This is a genomic window from Paenibacillus sp. LHD-117 (assembly GCF_030929555.1).
Lineage (GTDB): Bacteria > Bacillota > Bacilli > Paenibacillales > Paenibacillaceae > Pristimantibacillus.
On record NZ_JAVFVT010000030.1, the window covers coordinates 13890 to 34036 of the forward strand.

The 20147-nt window shown below is 53.6% G+C and carries 16 protein-coding genes; all 16 read left to right on the forward strand.

Annotated features, from left to right (window positions below; all coding sequences use genetic code 11):
- The first annotated feature begins 53 nt into the window (after positions 1-53).
- Complete coding sequence (locus RB620_RS21285) at positions 54-2060, forward strand: GH39 family glycosyl hydrolase (protein ID WP_308097831.1); 2007 nt, start codon at positions 54-56, stop codon at positions 2058-2060.
- Positions 2061-2329: 269 nt separating this feature from the next.
- Complete coding sequence (locus RB620_RS21290) at positions 2330-3310, forward strand: ABC transporter permease (RefSeq protein ID WP_308097833.1); 981 nt, start codon at positions 2330-2332, stop codon at positions 3308-3310.
- Positions 3311-3323: 13 nt separating this feature from the next.
- Positions 3324-4244 carry a carbohydrate ABC transporter permease gene (locus RB620_RS21295; RefSeq protein ID WP_308097836.1) on the forward strand — a complete coding sequence of 307 codons (921 nt, stop codon included), beginning with the start codon at positions 3324-3326 and terminating at the stop codon, positions 4242-4244.
- An 80-nt stretch (positions 4245-4324) separates the two neighbouring features.
- Positions 4325-5887 carry an ABC transporter substrate-binding protein gene (locus RB620_RS21300; protein WP_308097838.1) on the forward strand — a complete coding sequence of 521 codons (1563 nt, stop codon included), beginning with the start codon at positions 4325-4327 and terminating at the stop codon, positions 5885-5887.
- Between the two features lie 295 nt (positions 5888-6182).
- The gene (locus RB620_RS21305) at positions 6183-7028 is read left to right on the forward strand and encodes a (2Fe-2S)-binding protein (protein ID WP_308097840.1); all 846 of its coding nucleotides are present in this window, start codon (positions 6183-6185) and stop codon (positions 7026-7028) included.
- A gap of 65 nt (positions 7029-7093) precedes the next feature.
- Positions 7094-7501, forward strand: a complete 408-nt coding sequence (locus RB620_RS21310; protein ID WP_308097842.1) for a response regulator transcription factor — start codon at positions 7094-7096, stop codon at positions 7499-7501.
- A gap of 125 nt (positions 7502-7626) precedes the next feature.
- Positions 7627-8631 carry a 2,3-diaminopropionate biosynthesis protein SbnA gene (gene sbnA, locus RB620_RS21315; protein WP_308097844.1) on the forward strand — a complete coding sequence of 335 codons (1005 nt, stop codon included), beginning with the start codon at positions 7627-7629 and terminating at the stop codon, positions 8629-8631.
- A gap of 29 nt (positions 8632-8660) precedes the next feature.
- Positions 8661-9740 carry a 2,3-diaminopropionate biosynthesis protein SbnB gene (gene sbnB / locus RB620_RS21320; RefSeq protein ID WP_308097846.1) on the forward strand — a complete coding sequence of 360 codons (1080 nt, stop codon included), beginning with the start codon at positions 8661-8663 and terminating at the stop codon, positions 9738-9740.
- Between the two features lie 16 nt (positions 9741-9756).
- Positions 9757-11562: an IucA/IucC family protein gene (locus RB620_RS21325; RefSeq protein ID WP_308097848.1), complete on the forward strand. Its 1806-nt coding sequence runs from the start codon at positions 9757-9759 to the stop codon at positions 11560-11562.
- Positions 11559-13394 carry an IucA/IucC family protein gene (locus RB620_RS21330; RefSeq protein ID WP_308097850.1) on the forward strand — a complete coding sequence of 612 codons (1836 nt, stop codon included), beginning with the start codon at positions 11559-11561 and terminating at the stop codon, positions 13392-13394. The genes RB620_RS21325 and RB620_RS21330 overlap by 4 nt, the downstream gene beginning before the upstream one ends.
- A 12-nt stretch (positions 13395-13406) precedes the next feature.
- Positions 13407-14198, forward strand: a complete 792-nt coding sequence (locus RB620_RS21335) for an HpcH/HpaI aldolase family protein (RefSeq protein ID WP_308097852.1) — start codon at positions 13407-13409, stop codon at positions 14196-14198.
- Entirely contained in the window at positions 14191-15399 is a 1209-nt protein-coding gene (locus tag RB620_RS21340; protein ID WP_308097854.1) for a type III PLP-dependent enzyme, read from the forward strand. Before RB620_RS21335 ends, RB620_RS21340 begins: the two co-directional genes overlap by 8 nt.
- Before the next feature lie 27 nt (positions 15400-15426).
- On the forward strand, positions 15427-17346 hold the full coding sequence (locus tag RB620_RS21345) for an IucA/IucC family protein (protein ID WP_308097856.1): 1920 nt from the start codon (positions 15427-15429) through the stop codon (positions 17344-17346).
- Entirely contained in the window at positions 17343-18611 is a 1269-nt protein-coding gene (locus tag RB620_RS21350; protein ID WP_308097857.1) for an MFS transporter, read from the forward strand. Before RB620_RS21345 ends, RB620_RS21350 begins: the two co-directional genes overlap by 4 nt.
- 26 nt (positions 18612-18637) lie before the next feature.
- Positions 18638-19876: a type III PLP-dependent enzyme gene (locus tag RB620_RS21355; protein ID WP_308097859.1), complete on the forward strand. Its 1239-nt coding sequence runs from the start codon at positions 18638-18640 to the stop codon at positions 19874-19876.
- Between the two features lie 27 nt (positions 19877-19903).
- The gene (locus RB620_RS21360; RefSeq protein WP_308097861.1) at positions 19904-20131 is read left to right on the forward strand and encodes a hypothetical protein; all 228 of its coding nucleotides are present in this window, start codon (positions 19904-19906) and stop codon (positions 20129-20131) included.
- Positions 20132-20147: the final 16 nt, after the last annotated feature.

Sequence of the window (20147 nt, forward strand, 5' to 3'; positions counted from 1 at the left end):
GGCGTTAGCATGATGATAAGGAACAAAAAAAATGAAAAGCAGGTGAATAATTGATGAAAGCCAGAATGAGAAAGATCGCTAAGGCTTTATCGGGAGCAGCAATTGCTGCAACGTTGGGAGTTGCTTTATTAGTTCCGGCAGGCGTAAGCTTTGCGGGAACGGCAACAACGATCACCGTAGATACCGCTTCGAATGCGGGTACTGTAAATCCGTTTGCCTGGGGCGTTGGCGCGCCGGATAAATATACGTGGTGGGCTGGCAATACGGCGCTGAAGACACGAATCAGTGACGCCAAAATGAAGGCGGTGCGCGTCAATCCGATTCAGAACATGCTGTACAACGGCAGAGATCCGTATCCGTCTTCAGGAACCTTTTCGTTGACCGATATGGATGCCATTTTGAACACGATTTTTGATGCTGGCGCGCAACCTGTATTTGTTATTGCAGGCTTCCCGGCAGGGGTACCGAATACCCGTGACGCAAGCGGTACGATTACGTCCGCGAACTGGACAGAATACGCCAACTTCATGAAAGGTGTTGTGAAACGGTACAATACGGATCAAGTATTAGGACCATCGAAGACGATAAAGTATTGGGAGCTGTGGAATGAGCCGACGATTGAAGGCGATGGCAAATTCGCGAGTCAGGCGGACTACAAAACTTTTGCTCAAACGGTAGGCAACGCGATGAAGGCACAGGATTCCTCGATCAAGCTGATCGGACCGGCAGATGCGTGGTCGGATCTCAGCTCCACCGGCTATATATCGTATGCGGCCAAACAGCTCGAAAGCCAGATTGATATTTTGAGCTGGCATGATTACGGTCCGGATCCCACTAATTCGGATGCCGCGCGTCTGGCCTGGACGAAGCCTCACTATCAGGATAATATTGCAACGGTTAAATCCGGCGGTGCGGGAGATATTTTCAAGGGACCATCCGGCAAATTGTACGGTGCGGCAATTACGGAATACAACATGAGCCACCAGGATGGCGGCAGCACTTATAACGCGAAGTACCATAATGAGTTTAATGCGATTTTCTCGGCGAGTGCGATTGTGAATGCCATTAAAGGCAAAGCAGACCTGTTTATGTCCTATAATCTGGCGGAGACAGGCACCAATCTGCTTGGTTTGCTGGATAACTCAACGTATAACCCGTATAAGCCGTATTATGCTTACCATATGTTCGGCAATCACTTCGGCAACCAGTTGCTCACGGGTACAGGAGGCGCAACGAATCTGGAATTCATATCCTCGAAGGATACTTCATCCGGCAAAACCTACATCATTGCGGTTAATAAGGATGCAAGCGTGACCTATGATGCGACTGTACAATTGCAAAATATTGCTTCCGCTACCGGTACGCTGAACGTATGGAAACTCGACGCTTCGACTATACCGACTTCAAGCACGTCACAGACTTATTCCGGCAGTCAGTTCACTTACTCGATCGCGCCAATGACAATGGTGGCCTTTGAGGTCACGCCTGGCAGCGGTTCCGGCGGCTCTGTTCTATTCAGCAACGGATTTGAAAGCACGGAAACGGCACCGACATGGCTGGATACGCTGGACGGAAGCTCCAATGTATCCGGTTATACGGCAGGCATTAATCCGGAATGTTCTCCGCGCCTCGAATCGCCTCATACGGGAACGGCAACCTTGATGTTCTCGGGTACGGATAACAGCACATCCATATCGTACGCCAAGTGCAAAGTGTTTGACGTCAATATTCCGATTACAGCCGCAACCAAGCTTGGTTATTGGCTGTACCCGCAGGTAGACAACGCCCGCTATGTGGCTGTTGACTTGATCATGACGGACGGTTCGACGCTGCGCGACAGCGGGGCTGTCGACTACAACGGATACAGCATGCACCCGAATGCAGGACATGGCGGGGCCATTCCGTTAAACGCATGGACCAATATCAAATCCAACATCGGTACAGTGCTGTCGGGCAAAACCATTGATCGAATTATTTTGAATTACGACCGTCCTTCTAACACCGGGCAGTATCGGGGTTATGTCGATGATATTGTGATTACGAATGGAACGCTGCCTTAATGCAGCGTGTATCCGCATAATTAATGCCGCAAGGGGGGGAACCTGCCTTGCGGCATTTTTTTTTGAATTCTAAGAATTAATAAGTTTTGCACCTTATCAGAGCTTAGAATTCTCGGAATGAAACGCGCTGTTCCGCTAGAAGACGGCGACAGCCGTTTCACCTTGTGTAACCAAAACGTCTTTTATGTCATGTGCCTGCGTAGAGGGAGGGGGTCATATTTTTCTATACTTTCTATAGAGGCATGAAGTGCGAAAGAGAGGTTTGAACGATGAAGACAGAATCCATGATGTCTGCCGATGCGGCAGTTACGAAGGCGGGGGCGAGCGTTTCCAGCCGTGTAGGATTCCGAAATTTGAAGCGATTCCGAATGCTTTACCTGATGATGATTCCGACGATCGTACTGGTCATTATTAATAACTATTTGCCGATGTTCGGCGTCATCATCGCCTTCAAGAAGATTAACTACGAGCAGGGGATACTGGGAAGTCCGTGGATCGGCTTCGAGAATTTTCGGTTTCTATTCGAAACAACGGATGCTTGGAACATTACCCGCAATACGCTGCTCTACAACGTTGTTTTCATCCTAACGAACCTCGTGATTGCCGTTGCTTTTGCGTTAGCGCTTAACGAGATTCGGAGCAGGATACTCGCGAAATTTTTCCAAAGCGCGATGTTTCTGCCTTATTTCCTGTCCGCGGTCGTTATTAGTTATTTGGTGTTCGCTATGCTGGGCGAAGAGAACGGCTTCGTAAACAATGTCCTGTTCAAGTGGCTTGGGCTTGATCCGGTCTCCTGGTACGCCAAGCCGGAAGCATGGCCGATTCTTCTGCCCATCATTAATGCTTGGAAAAACGTAGGTTACTTCTCGGTTGTCTATCTGGCGGCCGTAGTAGGAATCGACGAGGAATATTATGAGGCTGCACTTATTGATGGCGCGAGCAAGTGGAAGCAAATGACAAGCATCACGCTTCCGCTGCTGATGCCGGTAATCATCATAATGACGCTGATGCAGATCGGACGGATCTTCTACGCTGACTTTGGCCTGTTCTTCCAAGTAACGCTTGATACGGGAGCCTTGTACTCTACGACTAACGTTATCGACACTTACGTATACCGATCGTTTATGGTCATGGGAGATATCGGGATGTCTTCCGCAGCGGGTTTATATCAGTCAGTCGTCGGACTTCTTCTCGTGTTCATATCCAATTATGTCGTCAAAAAAATCAACAGCGACAATGCGCTTTTCTAAGGAGGTTCCCGACATGAAAGCAGCGCGAGCCGCTCATTCTCCCAATGCCATTTCGAAGAGTTCCAACTATGTCATTACGGCTTTGTTCTGGTTGTATACGATAGCCTGCGTGTTTCCTCTGGTGCTCGTTATCGCGGTGTCGTTGACGGATGAAATGTCCATTTTGCAAAATGGCTACCAGCTCATTCCGAAAGCTTTCAGCACCATCGCTTACGAGCTCCTATTCGAGGATTCTGCTCAAATCGTACGCTCATACGGCGTCTCGATATTCGTAACGGTTATGGGTACACTGCTAAGCCTCTTATTAACGGCAGCATTCGCGTATCCGATATCCCGCCGGGAGCTTCCTTACCGTAACGGCTTTGCTTTCTTCATCTTCTTCACAATGCTGTTCAACGGGGGGCTTGTTCCCTGGTATCTCGTCTATGTCAAATATCTTCATATGGGGGATTCGATATGGGCGCTTATCATACCGATGCTGGTGCAGCCGTTCAATATTCTTATCATGCGCACCTTCTTCCAGACGACGATCCCCGGCGCATTAATCGAGGCAGCGACGATTGACGGAGCCGGCGAGTTCAAAATCTTTTATAAAATCGTTCTCCCGTTATCGCTGCCGGTTATCGCCACTATCGCTTTGTTTAACACGCTATTGTACTGGAACGACTGGTTTCTCAGCCTCATCTTTATTAGCGACAACGAGACGGTCAGCGTGCAGTATCTGATGTACAAAACCATGCTCAACATCCAATATCTCACTTCCAATGTGCAAGCATCTGAAGCACTTACCCGCGGCGGCGGCACACTTCAGCTTCCAAGCGAAGCCATTCGTATGGCGATGGCGGTTATCGGGATTGGACCTATTATTCTCGCGTACCCGTTTTTCCAAAAATATTTCGTAAAAGGTCTTACGATTGGCGCTGTTAAAGGCTAATCCCGGCAAGCTATACTACTGATAATGGTTTGTCCGGTTAGCATATAGATCGTTACTTATTTACTAGGGAGGGTTATAGAATGATGAAGAGGAAAAGGAAACGGTATTCCGCGATTGCAATGGCTTGTGCACTTGGATTGGTGATGACAGCCTGCGGGACCAGCAACAATGGCAATACGGCAAATAACGCTCAGGCATCCGAACAGCCGAGCGCGAGTGCATCGGCCACAACAGAGCCGGCCGAATCAGAAGCGCCAAAACTGGAAGAAGCGGAGTTAACACTCTACTATCCGGGTTCTCCTCAAAAAGATGAAAAAGAGGTAGAAGCGGCAATCAATGATTATTTGAAAGATAAAATCAATGCCAAGCTGGATTTGGTGCCGATCGACTGGGGCAGCTGGGATAGCAAAATCAATCTTATGATTTCATCCTCTCAACCGGCAGACCTTATTTTCACAGCGGCTTGGAACGGGTTTACTGTGAATGTCGGAAAAGGCGCTTTCCTTGATCTGACCGATCTTATCGATCAATACGGCAAAGAAATGAAAGAAGTCATGAATCCGGCATTCCTGGATGGATCGAAAGTGAATGGGCGTAATTACGCCGTACCGACGAACAAAGAGCTTGCTGCATCCAGAGGCTTGCTGCTGCGCAAAGATATTGTCGAGAAATATGGTTTTGACGTCAGCACGATTCATACGGCTGCAGACCTTGAGCCCATGCTGAAGACGGTGAAAGAAAAAGAAGCAGGCATGACGCCATTCTATGTATCGAGCGATAGCGGCTTGCTGACGAATCTAAACTTCGACTCGCTTGGCGACAACACGGTTCCAGGCGTCCTGCATAAGGTTGGCAGCGAGACTGTCATTCTGAACGAGCCTGCAACACCTGAGTTTAAAGAAGCAGCGGAGCTAAGCCGCAAATGGTATCAAGCCGGTTATATCAATAGAGACGCTGCAACAACAAAGGTGAAACCGGATGAGCTGATGAAAGCCGGCAAAGTGTTCAGTTATACGGCTTCGCTGAAACCGGGAGCTGCGGAAGAAGTGATGCGTACGGTTGGTGTTCCGCTCGTACAAGTGGAGCTGACAGAACCAACGACTACTACGGGTGATACGACAGGTTCCATGCTGGCGATTTCCCGTACGTCCAAAAATCCAGAACGCGCCATGATGCTCATTAACTTGCTGCACTCGGACAAAACGTTAAACAACCTGGTGAACTACGGTATCGAAGGCAAACACTATGTGAAGGTGTCGGATAATGTCATCAAGTACCCGGAAGGTGTAGAAGCAGCGAATTCGGCATACAGCCCGGGAACAAACTGGCAGATCGGCAACCAATTCCTTAACTACTTGTTCGATACGGAAAATCCGCAGAAATGGGAACTGTTCCAAGCGTTTAACGATTCGGCCAAACCATCGGTCGCCCTTGGCTTCACGTTTAATAGCGATAGTGTGAAAAGCGAAGTTGCCGCTTCCGTCAACGTTTACAAGGAGTACTTCGGTACGCTTAACGCAGGTACCGTTGATCCGGATAAATACATCGCGCAATTCCTTGATAAGCTGAAGGCTTCCGGCGTAGATAAGATTATTGCAGAGAAACAAAAACAATTCGATGAGTGGAAAGCAGCAAAAGGCTGATACAGCTGATAGGCATTCGGCCGTCCCGGCTCCCCGATGGGGAAGTTGGGACGGTTGTTTTTGGGATGGAGGGATAAGGCAACGATTTACTTAACTCGCTTGCAAAAATTCGAATACGGTATTCAGGAATGTCTTGTCACCAACCATGATGCATCAAACGTCATTTCACTGGTCCAGCCAGAAGGTAGTTGAATCAAGTGCGGTGCCTTTCTGTGAAAGGTTTTCATTGACATTTTAAATGAGAAAGATTATCATAATCGATAACTAAATTTATTATCGTTTGGAGATCGAGTCTATGCTTTCGTTCGATATGCCTTTATTGCGAGATCGGTTCAATATCTGGTTTGAAGCAGACGCCAACGAGCAAACGGCAGAAAGAACCACCCTGTCTGCCGGGGAACAGTTCGACCGTCTGCTGAAGCATTTCGGTGCAGCTTTAAACACGTCCGACAGGAGGGTGATCGGTTCCCTATTTATTAAACGATACGGCGCGCTGATAGCCGGGGCATTATATTTATGGACGCACCGTCGAATCGGGCTTGATGTGTCGCCAAAGAACGTACGGGTAGCAACAAACGGAATCGGGTTAACCTATCATATCCTTGCTCCGATTGAATATGGTCCGCTTCTTGCCGTCCAGGATACAAATCGGAAAAATGAGCTGTATATCGGACATTTGCTATCCGAAGGTATCTATCCCGTTTTTGCCGAAATCGTGCGGCATACCGGAATAGGGGAGTCCAATCTGTGGGCTACCCTCTCCTATACGTTTGCCTATTGGAAGCGGGAGTGGATCAGAGAGGCGGTTTCGCAGCAAAATCGCGATGATATCGAGAGTGTATATCAAGTGATGACCGAGCATTTTCAACCGGAATGGTTTCCAAGGAAATATAAAAATCCGATTATTTCGCGATTCCGGTGTGTCGATGACCCGCTACATGACGGACAACAAATTTTGCTCCGGGCAAAATGTTGTTTGAATTACCGGCTGCCGGGCGAAGACCGTTACTGTTATACGTGTCCGCTCATAACGGATGAGAGACGGATTGAAAAATATGTGGCGGCCCATGCGAAAGAACATTTGCCGATAACGGCAAAGCAGACAGATCTGTCAGGTACAGGACAGAACAGGAGGAAGTAACTTGAACGGATACAAGTTGCTTCCTTTTATTTTTGATGCGCAAGCGGCGGGAGAGTGTGATAACTGTGGCAAAAATCAGACTGACGATCGATTCCAACGTAAAGGATGAGACGGATCGCGCGAAGCTGGCCGGTCTGCATCTTGTTGTCTTGGAGCAGGTGATGCGCCTGGACATCTCCGATTATGTGAAAGTAACGCTTGAGTGCAACGGGGCTTGCGCAGACAAGCAACCAATGGAGGAGGTTCCCGGCCCGGATGCGGCAGTTCCGGCCCTACTCAGCGAAAGGCAGCAGCAAATTGCCGCGATGCTCTGCGACCATTATTCGATCAAGCGAATTGCCGGGGAGTTGTACGTGTCCGAAAATACCGTAAAAAAACATATTCAGAACATGAAAAAAGCGCTCGAAATCGACAAATCGGGTGCGGATTTTATCTATGTATTAAAGCAAATGCTGCAAAAAGGGGGGAAGTAGTATAGAGGCATACTCCGATCGGATAAACGAAAATATCCGATCGGAGCATTTACCGGAGCCGGATAGCATGTTACGCTGTAAATGGATTTGATGATAATGATAATCGTTATCAAGGAGGGTCATTTGTGGTTCTGGTGCTGAAAAAGGATGAAAAGCTGTCGGCCGTAAAAAATTCGGTTGCCGAGTGCGTCGGTCAAACCCCGCTCGTCAGATTAAGCCGCCTGTTTCCGCAGCCGCACGTCGAGGTCATCGCAAAATTGGAATATATGAACCCAGGCGGCAGCATGAAAGACCGCCCTGCCCGTTTCATCATCGAAGAGGGGCTGAGGAGCGGTTTAATAAATGAGGGCACTCATATCATCGAAAGCACCTCGGGCAATCTTGGCGTCGCTCTTGCGATGATGGCCCGGATTTACGGATTGAAGGTTACCTGCGTGGTCGACCCCAAAATAGCCAAGACCAACTTGAATATTTTGAAGCAGATGGGTGCGGGCATTTCCATGGTCGAGGAACGCGACGAACAAGGCGGATATTTGCTGACGAGAATTCACAGGGTTCAGCAGCTGCTGGAGTCCGAGCCGAACGGTTACTGGATCAACCAGTACGCCAACGACAACAACTGGCGTGCGCATTACGAAGGCTCCGGAGCGGAGATCGCGGATGCGCTTGAAAATGCGGATATATTGGTGGCGGGCGTCAGCACGTCGGGAAGCATTATGGGAACGAGTCGGCGCCTCCGGCAAAAGTTTCCGAATCTTCGGGTCGTGGCCGTCGATGCGGTCGGTTCGATTATTTTCGGCAGTCCGGCAGGACCGCGCGAGCTACCGGGTATCGGAGCAAGCCGCGTTCCCGAGCTGCTGAACAGGTCGGAAATAGACGACGTTATCCACGTTGGCGACCGCGATTCGGCCAGAGGCTGCCGCGAGCTGCTGCTGAATGAAGGCATCTTCGCAGGCGGGTCTACCGGCTCGGTCGTGGCGGCGATTCAACGTTTGATTCCGACGCTTGATCCGGCTGCGGATAGGCCGATTCGCATCGTGACCCTGTTTCCCGATCGAGGTGACCGCTATTTGGATCTCGTCTACGACGACGAGTGGGTCGAACGGCTGCCGAAGTCGACTGAACAATAAGATTTTTAAGGATGGAAAGGAGTTCAATCATGACGATGAAAGCTCAAGGCGGCATCGCCCAAGCGGAAAAAAACGAACGGAAACCGTTTCAGGACGGAGGTGCGCCTTCACTGCTTTACTTGGATAGGGAAACGATTCGTTCGCTGGGAGGAGAAAGCTCCGATCTGTATGTCGAGGCGATCGAGCAGGCGCTGACCCTCCACGCGGAAGGAGCGTACGTCCAGCCGCTCAAGCCTTACTTGCGCACCGACAGCAAAGACGGGCATATCGCCGACCGCATTATTGCCATGCCGGCGCATATCGGCGGCAGCCGTCCTATGTCGGGCATCAAATGGATCGGCAGCAAGCACGACAATCCGCGGAAGAGAAGCCTGGAACGGGCCAGCGGTCTTATTGCGCTTAACGATCCGGACAGCAATTTCCCGATTGCCGTCCTGGAGGCGGGATTGATCAGCAGCATGCGGACGGCTGCGGTTACTGCAGTAGCGGCGCGCCATCTCGCGCGCATAGGGTTCCGCTATGTCTCCTGCATCGGCTGCGGCCTGATTGCAAGCGCGCAGCTTCGTACCCTGCTTGAACAATTCCCCCATATTGAAGCGATCCATCTGTTTGATGTCAGCATGGAAGCGGCGGAAAGGCTCAAAGCCGAGCTTGCTGAGCGGTTTCCGAATGTGGCTTATCATGTCGAGCAATCGGCCGAAAGCGCGGTCCGGCAAGGAGAAGTCGTCGTGACCTGCACAGTAACCGATACGCCGTACATCCCGTACGAATGGCTGCAGAAGGGGACTTTTGTCAGCAATACGTCGATCATGGACGTCCAGAAGGACGTATTCCTGAAGGCGGATAAAGTGGTCGTGGACGATTGGGACCAGTCGAACCGCGAGAAGAAAATCATCAACCAGCTCGTATTGGAAGGCCGTTTCTCCCGCGAGCAGCTGCACGCGGAGCTTGGGGAAATCGTGATCGGTCAAAAAGCCGGACGGGATTCGGACGACGAGATTATTATTCTGAACCCGATGGGAATGGCGATTGAAGATATTACATGCGCCCGCAATCTTTATTATAAGGCGCTCGAAGCGAACGCGGGCACAAGCCTGAAGCTTTATTAAGAAAGGAGCCACCGATTTGCAAGGACAACAATTATTGCCGGTTGTCGATGAGATTAGCTTGCGACTGGCTGAGCGGGCTTCGGTTCGCGGGCTGCTCAACAGTTTTTTTCGGGAAATCGGCGCGTTCGACATTAGAAGCGGATGGTCTGTGCCCGAAATACTTCTGGCGGGCGAATACGGGGAGCCGTTCTCGGTCCAGCTGCCGCACAGTAAGAAATGGCTTGCCGGACAGCTTGCTTACTATTCGGAAACCGGACAGCATCAGTACGGCGACTCGTTTTATTTGGAGAGCGACGGCGTCTTCTCCTTACTCGTAACGGATCGCCTGATCGATCTGGTGCTGGAGGAAGTCAGTCTGTACGATCAAGATTTGAAGCGGAGCGAACGGATGAATGAGCTCCGGGGACAAATCGATAACAGTATGCGAAAAATGCGCCTCTATATTGCCGATGCTCTCGAGAACAAGGAGGAAGCAGCGCCCGTTCAGCTTGATTACATCGGTTCCGAGCAGTCGCTGTTGGCGGGCCACCCGTTCCATCCAACGCCGAAGAGCTCGGAAGGTTTTACGGACGACGAGCTTCCGATCTATGCTCCGGAATTCCGGGCCTCCTTTAAACTGCACTATTTTGCCGTAAGCGCCGAGTTTGGGGAAGAGGAACATCTGAAAGATTATGAGGAAGCGATTCCTCCTGCCGTCATCGAACAGGCGAGGCGGCTGCTTGGCGAACGCTTTCCGCTCTATTGGCTCATTCCGCTTCATCCGTGGCAGGCGCAATATGTGAAGCACAGCAAGCAGGTGCAGCGTTTGCTCGAGAACAACTCGCTTATCGATCTCGGGCCGCTCGGTTCGTCCGTATACCCCACCTCATCCGTTCGAACCGTATGGGATGCGGAGCAGGGATACTTTTTCAAGCTTCCGCTGCATGTCCGTATTACGAATTTTATTCGTGAAAATACGGCCGAACAGGTTCGCCGTACGATGGATGCGGCCAAAATTTTGAACAGCCTGGGCGTGTTTGGCGAGCAGGGAAGCTTTCAAATCCTGCCGGAAACCGGCTACCGCACGATCAGGTGCGGCGAGTTCGCCGGAAATCCGGAGACGGATGAACAACTCGCAGCGAGTTTCGCGGTCGTATTCCGCAAGGCCGGCCAGCTGGCCGGCAGCGTAGGCCGCAGCAGCTATGTCGTAGCTTCACTGCTGGAATGCTTCCCTGGGGAGCGTGAGCCGAAGCTGAGTCTTGCAATCAGTCAGTCGTGTGCAGGCGGAGTGCCGGACCCGCACGAATGGCTTGAAGCTTACTTGCGCATTTCGATGCTGCCGCTGTTGAAATTGTTTACCGATAAAGGCGTCAGCCTGGAAGCGCATGTTCAAAACTCGCTCGTGACGATCGAGAACGGAATGCCGAGCCGGATTTACGTCCGGGATTTGGAAGGCATCAGTATCGACCGCAGCCGTGCGGAGCATGCCGGATGGGTTGGAATGGTTATTTCCGCAGACAGTCCTGTGCTTTATTCGGAAGAAGAAGCATGGTTCCGGCTGAAATATTATTTCTTCGTCAACCATCTGGGCGCGCTGATCCATGCGTTGGCATGGCATCATCGGACGGGAGAGGCACGGCTATGGACCGTTGTCCGCCGTCTCCTTGAAGATGCGCGAACGGAATCGAGCTGCGAAAGATTTCAAAAATATGCCGGGGATCTGCTTGAGAACGGGCACCTTCCCGCAAAAGCCAATTTGATCAGCCGTTTCCAAGAACGGGGAGAGACGCCCCTTTATGTGGACATACCCAATCCGATTCTACACTGCAAGGAGGAGCTATGAATTCATCGAAGCTGCAAGAGAAACCGGTCGCCGAGTCAGGTGCCGAATGGGTCGACACGTTGAATCCGGACGTGATGAAAGCTGTCGAAGGCCGGATTGTTTGCCAACTGCTCGAAACGCTGCTGTACGAGGGGATCGTCCCGTTCGAACGCGAGAGCTTGCCGGACGGAGAGGACCGGTTCGTTATTCCTGCGCAGACCGCAGAAGGCGCTACCGCCGAATATGTTTGCTTAGGACAAGTAAAACGCAGCTTCGGTCGTATCCGCATCCGCAGAAATTCTGTCAGGCGGGTTGAGCGGGGCGGGGAAACGACCGAAGCCCGCTTGTCGACGTTTGTGGCTGAGGTGCTGGGAAATGCAGGATGCGACGAACGTCTTCCGCAGTTTTACGACGAACTTGTTCAGACTCTTGTAAAAGATACCCAGGCGCATGCGTACAGGTCGCCTGAACCGCTTACCGAAGAGGAAAGGTCGTATGACGCTCTCGAAGGGAATGTAATTGATGGCCACCCTTACCATCCGTGCTATAAATCCAGGGTGGGCTTCAGCCTTTCGGACAACGCGGCCTTCGGACCGGAATTTAAATCGGACGTGAAGCCCGTCTGGCTGGCCGTTTCCGCCGATGATTGCCATCTGTCCCATTCGCGTTCGATTGATTATGAGGCTTTTATCCGGCGGGAGCTGGGCGACGATACGATTGCCCGTTTTCACGAGAAGATCAAGGCCGCCGGCGGAAATCCCGAAGCGTTCAGGCTGGTTGCGGTTCATCCGTGGCAGTGGAGAGAGATCATCGGGACAGCCTTTCACCGGAATATTGCCGAAGGAAGCATGATTGCGCTCGGTGAAAGCGATGAGGCGTACCGCCCGCAGCAATCGATTCGGACGCTCGCTAATGCGGTCTCCCCGCAAAAGTCGTATTTGAAGCTGCCGCTCAGCATTACGAATACGTCGACCGGCCGGATATTGGCCCGTCATACGATTCTGAACGCGGCGCTTATTTCCGATTGGCTTTATGGGCTTCTGGAACGCGATCCGGCGGCACAGCGGACCGGCGTTATTTTGCTTCGCGAATTGGCGGGGGTCGCGTTCGATCACGAGACGCTGCCGGAGCTGGCGCAGGCGAAAGCGTACGGAACGCTTGGCTTTATTTGGCGGGAAAGCCTGCACGGTTATTTGCCGGCAGGCGAAGAAGCCGTTCCGTTCAACGGGCTTTGCCATGTCGAGGCGGCCGGGCGTCCGCTCATCGCCCCGTGGGTCGAACGGCACGGCGTGCACGAATGGACGGAGGCGTTAATCCGATGTTCCGTCATCCCGCTCATCCATATGCTTTATTCGCATGGGGTGGCGCTCGAGTCGCACGCGCAAAATATGATCCTGATTCATCGCGGCGGAATGCCGGTACGCGTGGCGCTCAAAGATTTTCATGACGGGGTTCGTTTCTCGCGCCGCCATTTGGCCGATCCAGAAGCATGCCCTGAGCTGAACCCGGTGCCGGGCCATCATCCGAAAATCAACCGCAATTCGTTCATTGAAACGGACGAGGCGGCGGTCGTTCGCGATTTTGTCCACGATGCGTTCTTTTTTATTAACATCGCCGAGCTTTGCATGTTTCTGGAGGAGCATTTCGGTTTCGAAGAAACGGAGTTTTGGCGGATCGTAGCGGGAGTCATTCGCGAATACGAGCGGGAGCATCCGGAGCACCGTGAACGGTTTGAGCAGTTTGATTTGTTCGCGGATACGATTCAGGTTGAGCAGCTGACGAAACGGCGGCTTTTCGGCGACACGGAGTTCCGCGTGCATGACGTGCCGAATCCGCTCCGTCTATACCGTTAGGCGGGGTTCGGCATGTTACAGGAAAACCGGTTGAAGCGAAAGCTGCGGGACGGACATCCCGTTTTCGGACTGTTTTGCTCGATTCCGTCCCCTGTCGTCGTCGAGATGATCGGATGCGCCGATTTTGATTTTGTCATTATCGATACGGAGCATGTGCTGGTCAACCCTGAAACGCTGGAGAATATGATCCGCGCCGCCGAAGCGGTTGGCATTACGGCGCTTGTGCGTGTGTCGGAACTGAATCCAAAAGAAATTCTCCGGGCGCTCGACGGAGGCGCTCAAGGCATCGTCGTGCCCTCGGTGGAGAGCAGGGAACAGGCGCAGCAGATCGTGCGCGCCTGCCGGTATTATCCGCTTGGCACGAGAAGCCTGAACGGCGGACGGCCGGGAGCGTTCGGCAAGCACAGCCTTGTTGCATACATGGAAAAGGCCAACGAAGAAATAATGGTCGTCCCGATGATCGAAAGCCGGGCGGGCGTCGAGCGGGCGGACGAAATCTTATCCGTTCCCGGTGTCGATATGGTGCTTGAGGGAGCGGCCGACCTGTCGCAGTCTTACGGCGTACCCTGGCAGCTGCGCGAAGCAAGCGTACGCGAGGGACTGCTTCGGGCGCATGCAGCCGCAGAACGGAACGGCGTTCCGTTCTGCGCGATTCCGCGCGCCTCCGAAGATATCGAGGCTTGGCAGGAGAGAGGTGTTCGTGCATTTGTGCTCGGCGACGAGCGGGGCATTGCGTTCCGGGCGCTGCGCGGGCACTTGCAGACGTATTCAGAGAAAGTGCGGAAAGGAAAGAGTTATGAATAATGTGAGAACGGCAGACAAGGCCGTCAATTACATCGAACAGTGGTCGCAGACGCGGCCGGAACCGGTTTGCGCATTTATTTACGATTTGCAGGCGCTGCGTGAGCACGCGACCTCCCGCGTACAGTCGCTGCCCGAGCAGTGCCGGTTGTTTTATGCGGTAAAAGCCAACTCGGACCGGGAGATTCTGGAGCAGCTGGCCGATACCGTTCACGGATTCGAAGCGGCATCGCTTGGGGAAATTGTGAAAATCAGAGAGGTATCGCAGGCGGTTCCGATTTTGTTCGGGGGACCGGGAAAGACGGATCGGGAAATTGTGGGCGCGATTGACAACCGGGTCAGCCTGATCCACGCGGAAAGCGTGCACGAATTGCAGCGCATTCAGCTTATCGCGGAGCAGCGCGGGGCGGTCGTTCCGGTGCTGCTGCGGGTTAATCTCCATTCCACCCTTCCCGAAGCAACGCTGGCCATGGGCGGGAGGCCGACCCAGTTCGGCATTGATGAAGAAGATGTCCCGGAAGCGATCCGGCTCGCTCTGTCTCTGCCTGCCATCAAGCTGGAAGGTTTTCATCTGCACTCGATTTCCAATAATCTGGATGCGAGACGTCATGCGCAGCTCGTATCCTTGTACTGCACGCGCGTCCGGCAGTGGGCCGAACAATTCGGCCTGAACGTTTCCGTCTTGAATGCGGGAGGCGGCATCGGCGTCAATTATGCGGATTTAAACAATCAGTTCGATTGGGATACGTTTGTACATGAGCTGCGGAACGTACTGGACGAACAGGCATGGGAAGGGCTTCAGCTTATTTTCGAGCCCGGGCGGTACATAACGGCAGCGTGCGGCTGGTATGCGGTCCAGGTGATCGACATCAAGCGGAATCACGGCAAGCATTACGCGATCGTCCGCGGCGGAACAAACCATTTCCGGCTGCCGGTATCCTGGCAGCACAGCCACCCGTTTGACATCGTCCCTCTCCCGCGCTGGCCGTATCCTTTCCCGAGGACGGAACTGGCGGATACCGAAGTCACGGTCGTCGGTCAGCTCTGTACGCCTAAGGATGTCATGGCGAAGGATGAGCGGGTTTCGCGGCTTCGAATCGGGGATGTAATCCTGTTCCGTTATGCGGGTGCATACGGGTGGGCGATTTCGCATCATGACTTTTTAAGCCATCCGCATCCCGAGCATGTGTACCTGATGGAATGATTACGAAACCTTCGAGAGGAGAGCCATATGACAGCTGTGAGTACGGACATTCGTATTAACCGTTCGCTCGTTCAAGCCGCATCTTATGTACAGACCGATTTGGTGAACGCTTTATTGGCGGAAGAACTGTTGACCGAAGGCGAAGCGGGTAAGGTAATCGGTGTCGATGAGCTGCCTCCGGCGCTGCGCGACGCTTATCAAGCATGGGATAACGGTAATTCTCCGGATTTCGTATTTTGTCGACAGGTACGCGGGAAGGAAGAGTACAGTCTGCTTATTCCGGTAGAGCCTGCGTACCATCAACCGTACCGGATTCACGGTCAAAGGATCATTCAAGCAATGACGGATACGAATAGCGGCTTGACGTTGCGGTCATTGGATTTGGAAGCATTATTGGATGTGCTGGCTGCATGCTGGGCAGGAGCATCAGCCGCTTCTTATCACGGTGAGTCATTATTCGAGCAGCTTCGCGTCTCGGCCCTGCATAAGGCTTTATCGATACAGGCGCAAATGGCGAGCGCCGGCAATCTGCCGGCATTCCCGGCCTCCTTACTCGCGCTGGAACGATGGTCCGCGCTGAGAGATCGTCCGTTCCACCCGGCGGCGAAAGCGAAGGGCGGATGGAACGATAAGGATTACGTCAACTACAGCGCGGAATACGGCGGTACATTCCCGCTTCAGTGGATTGCCGTCAAACGGGACATTTTGTTGGCCGGAGACGGAGCGGAGGGGCGGGGTGCAGCCGATTTTCTGCTGTCCGGGGATGATCGGGGGCAGCTGGACGCCGCCATGCGACGGCTCGGCTTAGGCGGGGACGATTATGCCGCGCTGCCGGTACACCCTTGGCAGCTCGAACGGATGCTTCCCCGGGAGTTCGGCACCGAGATGGAGAACGGGGCATGCGTTCCGCTAGGGATTGCCGCCGGAGGCGATTACGCCGCGACGTCATCCGTCCGTTCGCTTGCGCCTACAGGCGAAGGGCCTCATGTTAAGCTGCCGCTAGGCATCGTATCGCTCGGCGCGATCCGGTCGCTGCCGGCCCTTTATATGACGAATGGCACCAGAGGACAAAGGCTGCTTGAACAGCTGCGGGCTGCAGATCAAACATTGGCAGGACGGCTTTACTTATGCGACGAGACGGCTTGGTGGGCGTACATGCCCAAGGCAGGCGACTGGTTTGACGACCGGCCGCGGCATTTGTCCTGCCAGATTCGGTCATACCCGGCGGAATTGCTGCGCGATCCATCGTACCAGATGGTTCCGATGGCGGCGCTGGCCGTCTGCGAACCCGGTATGGACACCCATCTGTTCGATGCCTGGATGAGGCTTCGGGGAATGCGGCCGGGCGCTGAGGCGGCACGGCATCTATTCGGTGAACTGTGCGATGAATTTTTGAGCTTGTGCATGCGAATGCTTCGCTTCGGCGTTCTGCCGGAAATCCATGGACAAAATGTACTGGTCGTCCTGAAGAACGGGACGCCGTCGGGAATCGTGCTGCGCGACCACGATACGGTTCGCCTTCATCTCCCATGGCTTGAACGCAGCGGCATGGCCGATCCCGGGTATATCGTCAAGCCTGGCCGCCCCAATTCGCTTTACAACGAAACGCCGGAGCAGCTGCTGTTTTATTTGCAGACACTCGGCATTCAGGTCAATTTATATGCGATTGCCGATTCGCTTGCCGGACGCTACCGGATGAAGGAGGAATCGCTCTGGCAGACGATGCGCGAAAGCCTGGAGCAAGCTGTTGAATGTGCCGGTTTGCCGGATCAAGACCGGATGGCGGTAGAGGAGATTTTGTTCGAACGGGAAATGTGGCCGTGGAAGCAAATTATTACGCCGCTGCTTCGGCAGCAGGGTGTACCCGGGGGCAGCATGCCTTCGGGCAGCGGGCAGGCTCCGAATCCGTTCGTGGCGCTGGTCCGCCGCAGGCGGCCGGCAAAATGAGCGGCGCCGCAGATTGGAAACGCAGCCTGCGGCTGCTTTGGGGCGCACATTTTCTATCGACTGCCAGCCTGACGGCGATCGCCCCGTTTTTGCCGATGTACATGGAGGAAATGGGCGGGAAGGAAGACGCTTTGCTTTGGAGCGGGCTGGCACTGGCGGTGCCTGCTCTTTCGTATGCGCTGACAGCGCCGCTATGGGGCAAGCTAGGGGATCGGATCGGAAGAAAATGGATGGTCGTCCGGGCGTCGATCGGCATAGCAGCCGTCCTAGCTGCAATGGGCTTCGCACAGACGCCGGCACAGCTGCTGGCGTTACGTTTGCTGCAAGGTGTGCTCGGCGGCGTTGTCGACGCAGGAGTCGCGTTTGCCGGCGGGGCTGCGCCGGAGAATGAGCGGGGAAAAGCGCTCGGGAAGCTGGAGGGGGCGGTGGCGGCCGGTTCTCTCGCCGGGCCGCTCATCATCGGACTGTTCTGGGGAACGATCGGTTTCCGCACACTGCTGCTGCTGTTCGGCGGCTTGCTGATGGTCTGGTCGGTCGCAGCGGCAATCGGTTTGAAGGAAAGCGGGGAGATGAGGGAGCAGGTGCGGGAACGTGCCTCACATCCGGCAAGTGTTCCTGTCGTTCTTCGCCGGCTGCTTGCCGATCGCAGATGCGGCGTATTTTTAATGGCCGGAATATGCGCCAATATCGGGGCATATGGTCTTCTTTCGGTATTCGCTCCGCACGTGAACCAATTGGCTGGAGACGCTAGCGGCGCGGCGGTATGGCTCGGCATTCTGCAGGGCGTAACCTGGGCCGCCTCGTGGGCGGCCGCTTCCTGGTGGGGGAAGCGGAACGACAGCGTTCCGGTCGAACGGAACTTCGCCATAGCCGCCGCTGTCTGCGGCGTGGCTGTAATGCTGCAGGCGGCCGTAGTAAGCCCCGAGTGGCTGATCCCGCTGCGCTTGCTGCAGGGCTTTGGCTTCAGTGCGCTGCTGCAATCGGTATATCTGGTGGTCGTCCGGACATCGGGAGCGGATAATCGGGGGGCGAGCATCGGATCGGCCAGCAGCCTCCTTGTTACCGGTCAAATTGCGGGTCCGCTTATGGGAGGGCTTCTTGCCGCATGGTTCAGTCCCGCGTTTGTCTTTGTTCAGTTCGGGGCGGTTTTCGTGTTTTCTGCCTTCCTGGTGCTGGTGCAGGCGAGGGTGGCGTTACATTCGCCGGCAAGAGCGACTGCTTCCGAAACGGGACTTGCTTCGAGTCCTATTCAAAGGGGCAAATGATTCACAAAACTTCGAGGAGCAGGAAGATGAAACGAATATCCAATGTTATTCACAGCTGGAAACGGGATCATCCCGGCGAACCGTTCAGCGCGTATATCTACGATCTTGGCGAGTTGAAGCGGCATGCGGCGCGCATCGTCGCCACATTGCCTGCCGGAGCAGCCTATTATTACGCGATAAAAGCTAACTCCGACCCGAAAATAATCGAAGCCCTTCTGTCCGTTGCGGCCGGGTTCGAGGTCGCTTCGCTAGGCGAAGCGGAGAAAGTGCGCGAAGTATCCCGGGAAGCAAGCATTATTTTCGGAGGTCCGGGCAAAACGGACGATGAAATCGAAAACGCGCTGCGCCTGCGGGTATCATTGCTGCATGTCGAAAGTACGGCCGAGCTGCTTCGGGTGAATTGGATTGCAGAACGGCTGGATTTGAAGGCCGATATTTTGCTGAGAGTCAATTTGCGCGGCCCACTGCCTGCCGGCACGCTGCAAATGTGCGGCGTACCTTCGCAGTTCGGCATTGACGAAGCCGATATTCCACAGGCGATTGAGCTTGCGCAAAGCTGTTCTTATGTCGCCCTTAAAGGGTTTCACTTTCATTCGCTGTCCAATCATCTGGATGCGCACCAGCATGCTGCGATGGTTGGGCATTATATCGAACGTGCGCGGCATTGGCAGAGCCGGTACGGCTTCGATTTGCACTATGTGAACGCAGGCGGAGGGGTCGGAATCAATTACGAGCATTTGGAATCGCCATTCGATTGGGAGTCGTTCGTACAGAAGCTCGGACAAATCATCGGCCAGGAAGCCGGAGAGAGCGCTCCGTCCCTTTTCCCGGAAATTCTGTTCGAATGCGGGCGTTATACGGTCGCTTCCTGCGGTTATTACGCCGCGGAAGTGCTGGACATCAAACGGATCGGGGGATCGCATTTTGCGGTCGTAAACGGTGGCCTGCACCATTTTCTGCTGCCCGGCGCTTGGAAGCATCGGCATCCGCTCTTCGTCGTACCAGTCGAGAGCTGGCCCTACCCATGGCCAAGAATGGAAATTCATGATCTTCCGGTAACGATTGTCGGCCGGATGAACAGCACTCGTGACATATTGGCGCGAAATGAACCAATGACGAGGCTCCGGGCCGGGGATGTGCTCGTATTTCCGTACGCAGGGGCATACGGTTGGTCGATTTCCGCGCACGGTTTCAGCAGTTTGGAGCATCCTCAGTTTTTTGTATCTAAGTTAGCAAAATCATGCAATCGAGTGCAGAGCAAATGATCTGCACTCGGTTGCGTTATTTGTGTTATGGAAAAAAACGATAAAAAAATGCTGATGTTGATTTCTTTATATATTGATAATGATTATCATTTATATTACAATAAGGTTGTTATTTTTCACGATGATCAGGAGGGAATAAATGGTGAGGCAATTGTTCGTATTGGCCGTCCTAGCGTGCGTGTTGATTATGGCCGGATGCGGTTCGGCAGCCGAAAACAAGGAAGCTTCGGGGAATCAGACGGCAGTGACGGCTGAGACCGATTCCGAAACA

Bases quoted from the DNA above. Each gene is read 5' to 3' on its own strand.
- RB620_RS21285 (WP_308097831.1), top strand. From the start codon at position 54: ATGAAAGCCAGAATGAGAAAGATCGCTAAGGCTTTATCGGGAGCAGCA.
- RB620_RS21290 (WP_308097833.1), top strand. From the start codon at position 2,330: ATGAAGACAGAATCCATGATGTCTGCCGATGCGGCAGTTACGAAGGCG.
- RB620_RS21295 (WP_308097836.1), top strand. From the start codon at position 3,324: ATGAAAGCAGCGCGAGCCGCTCATTCTCCCAATGCCATTTCGAAGAGT.
- RB620_RS21300 (WP_308097838.1), top strand. From the start codon at position 4,325: ATGATGAAGAGGAAAAGGAAACGGTATTCCGCGATTGCAATGGCTTGT.
- RB620_RS21305 (WP_308097840.1), top strand. From the start codon at position 6,183: ATGCTTTCGTTCGATATGCCTTTATTGCGAGATCGGTTCAATATCTGG.
- sbnB (WP_308097846.1), top strand. From the start codon at position 8,661: ATGACGATGAAAGCTCAAGGCGGCATCGCCCAAGCGGAAAAAAACGAA.
- RB620_RS21330 (WP_308097850.1), top strand. From the start codon at position 11,559: ATGAATTCATCGAAGCTGCAAGAGAAACCGGTCGCCGAGTCAGGTGCC.
- RB620_RS21335 (WP_308097852.1), top strand. From the start codon at position 13,407: ATGTTACAGGAAAACCGGTTGAAGCGAAAGCTGCGGGACGGACATCCC.
- RB620_RS21340 (WP_308097854.1), top strand. From the start codon at position 14,191: ATGAATAATGTGAGAACGGCAGACAAGGCCGTCAATTACATCGAACAG.
- RB620_RS21345 (WP_308097856.1), top strand. From the start codon at position 15,427: ATGACAGCTGTGAGTACGGACATTCGTATTAACCGTTCGCTCGTTCAA.
- RB620_RS21350 (WP_308097857.1), top strand. From the start codon at position 17,343: ATGAGCGGCGCCGCAGATTGGAAACGCAGCCTGCGGCTGCTTTGGGGC.
- RB620_RS21355 (WP_308097859.1), top strand. From the start codon at position 18,638: ATGAAACGAATATCCAATGTTATTCACAGCTGGAAACGGGATCATCCC.
- RB620_RS21360 (WP_308097861.1), top strand. From the start codon at position 19,904: ATGGAAAAAAACGATAAAAAAATGCTGATGTTGATTTCTTTATATATT.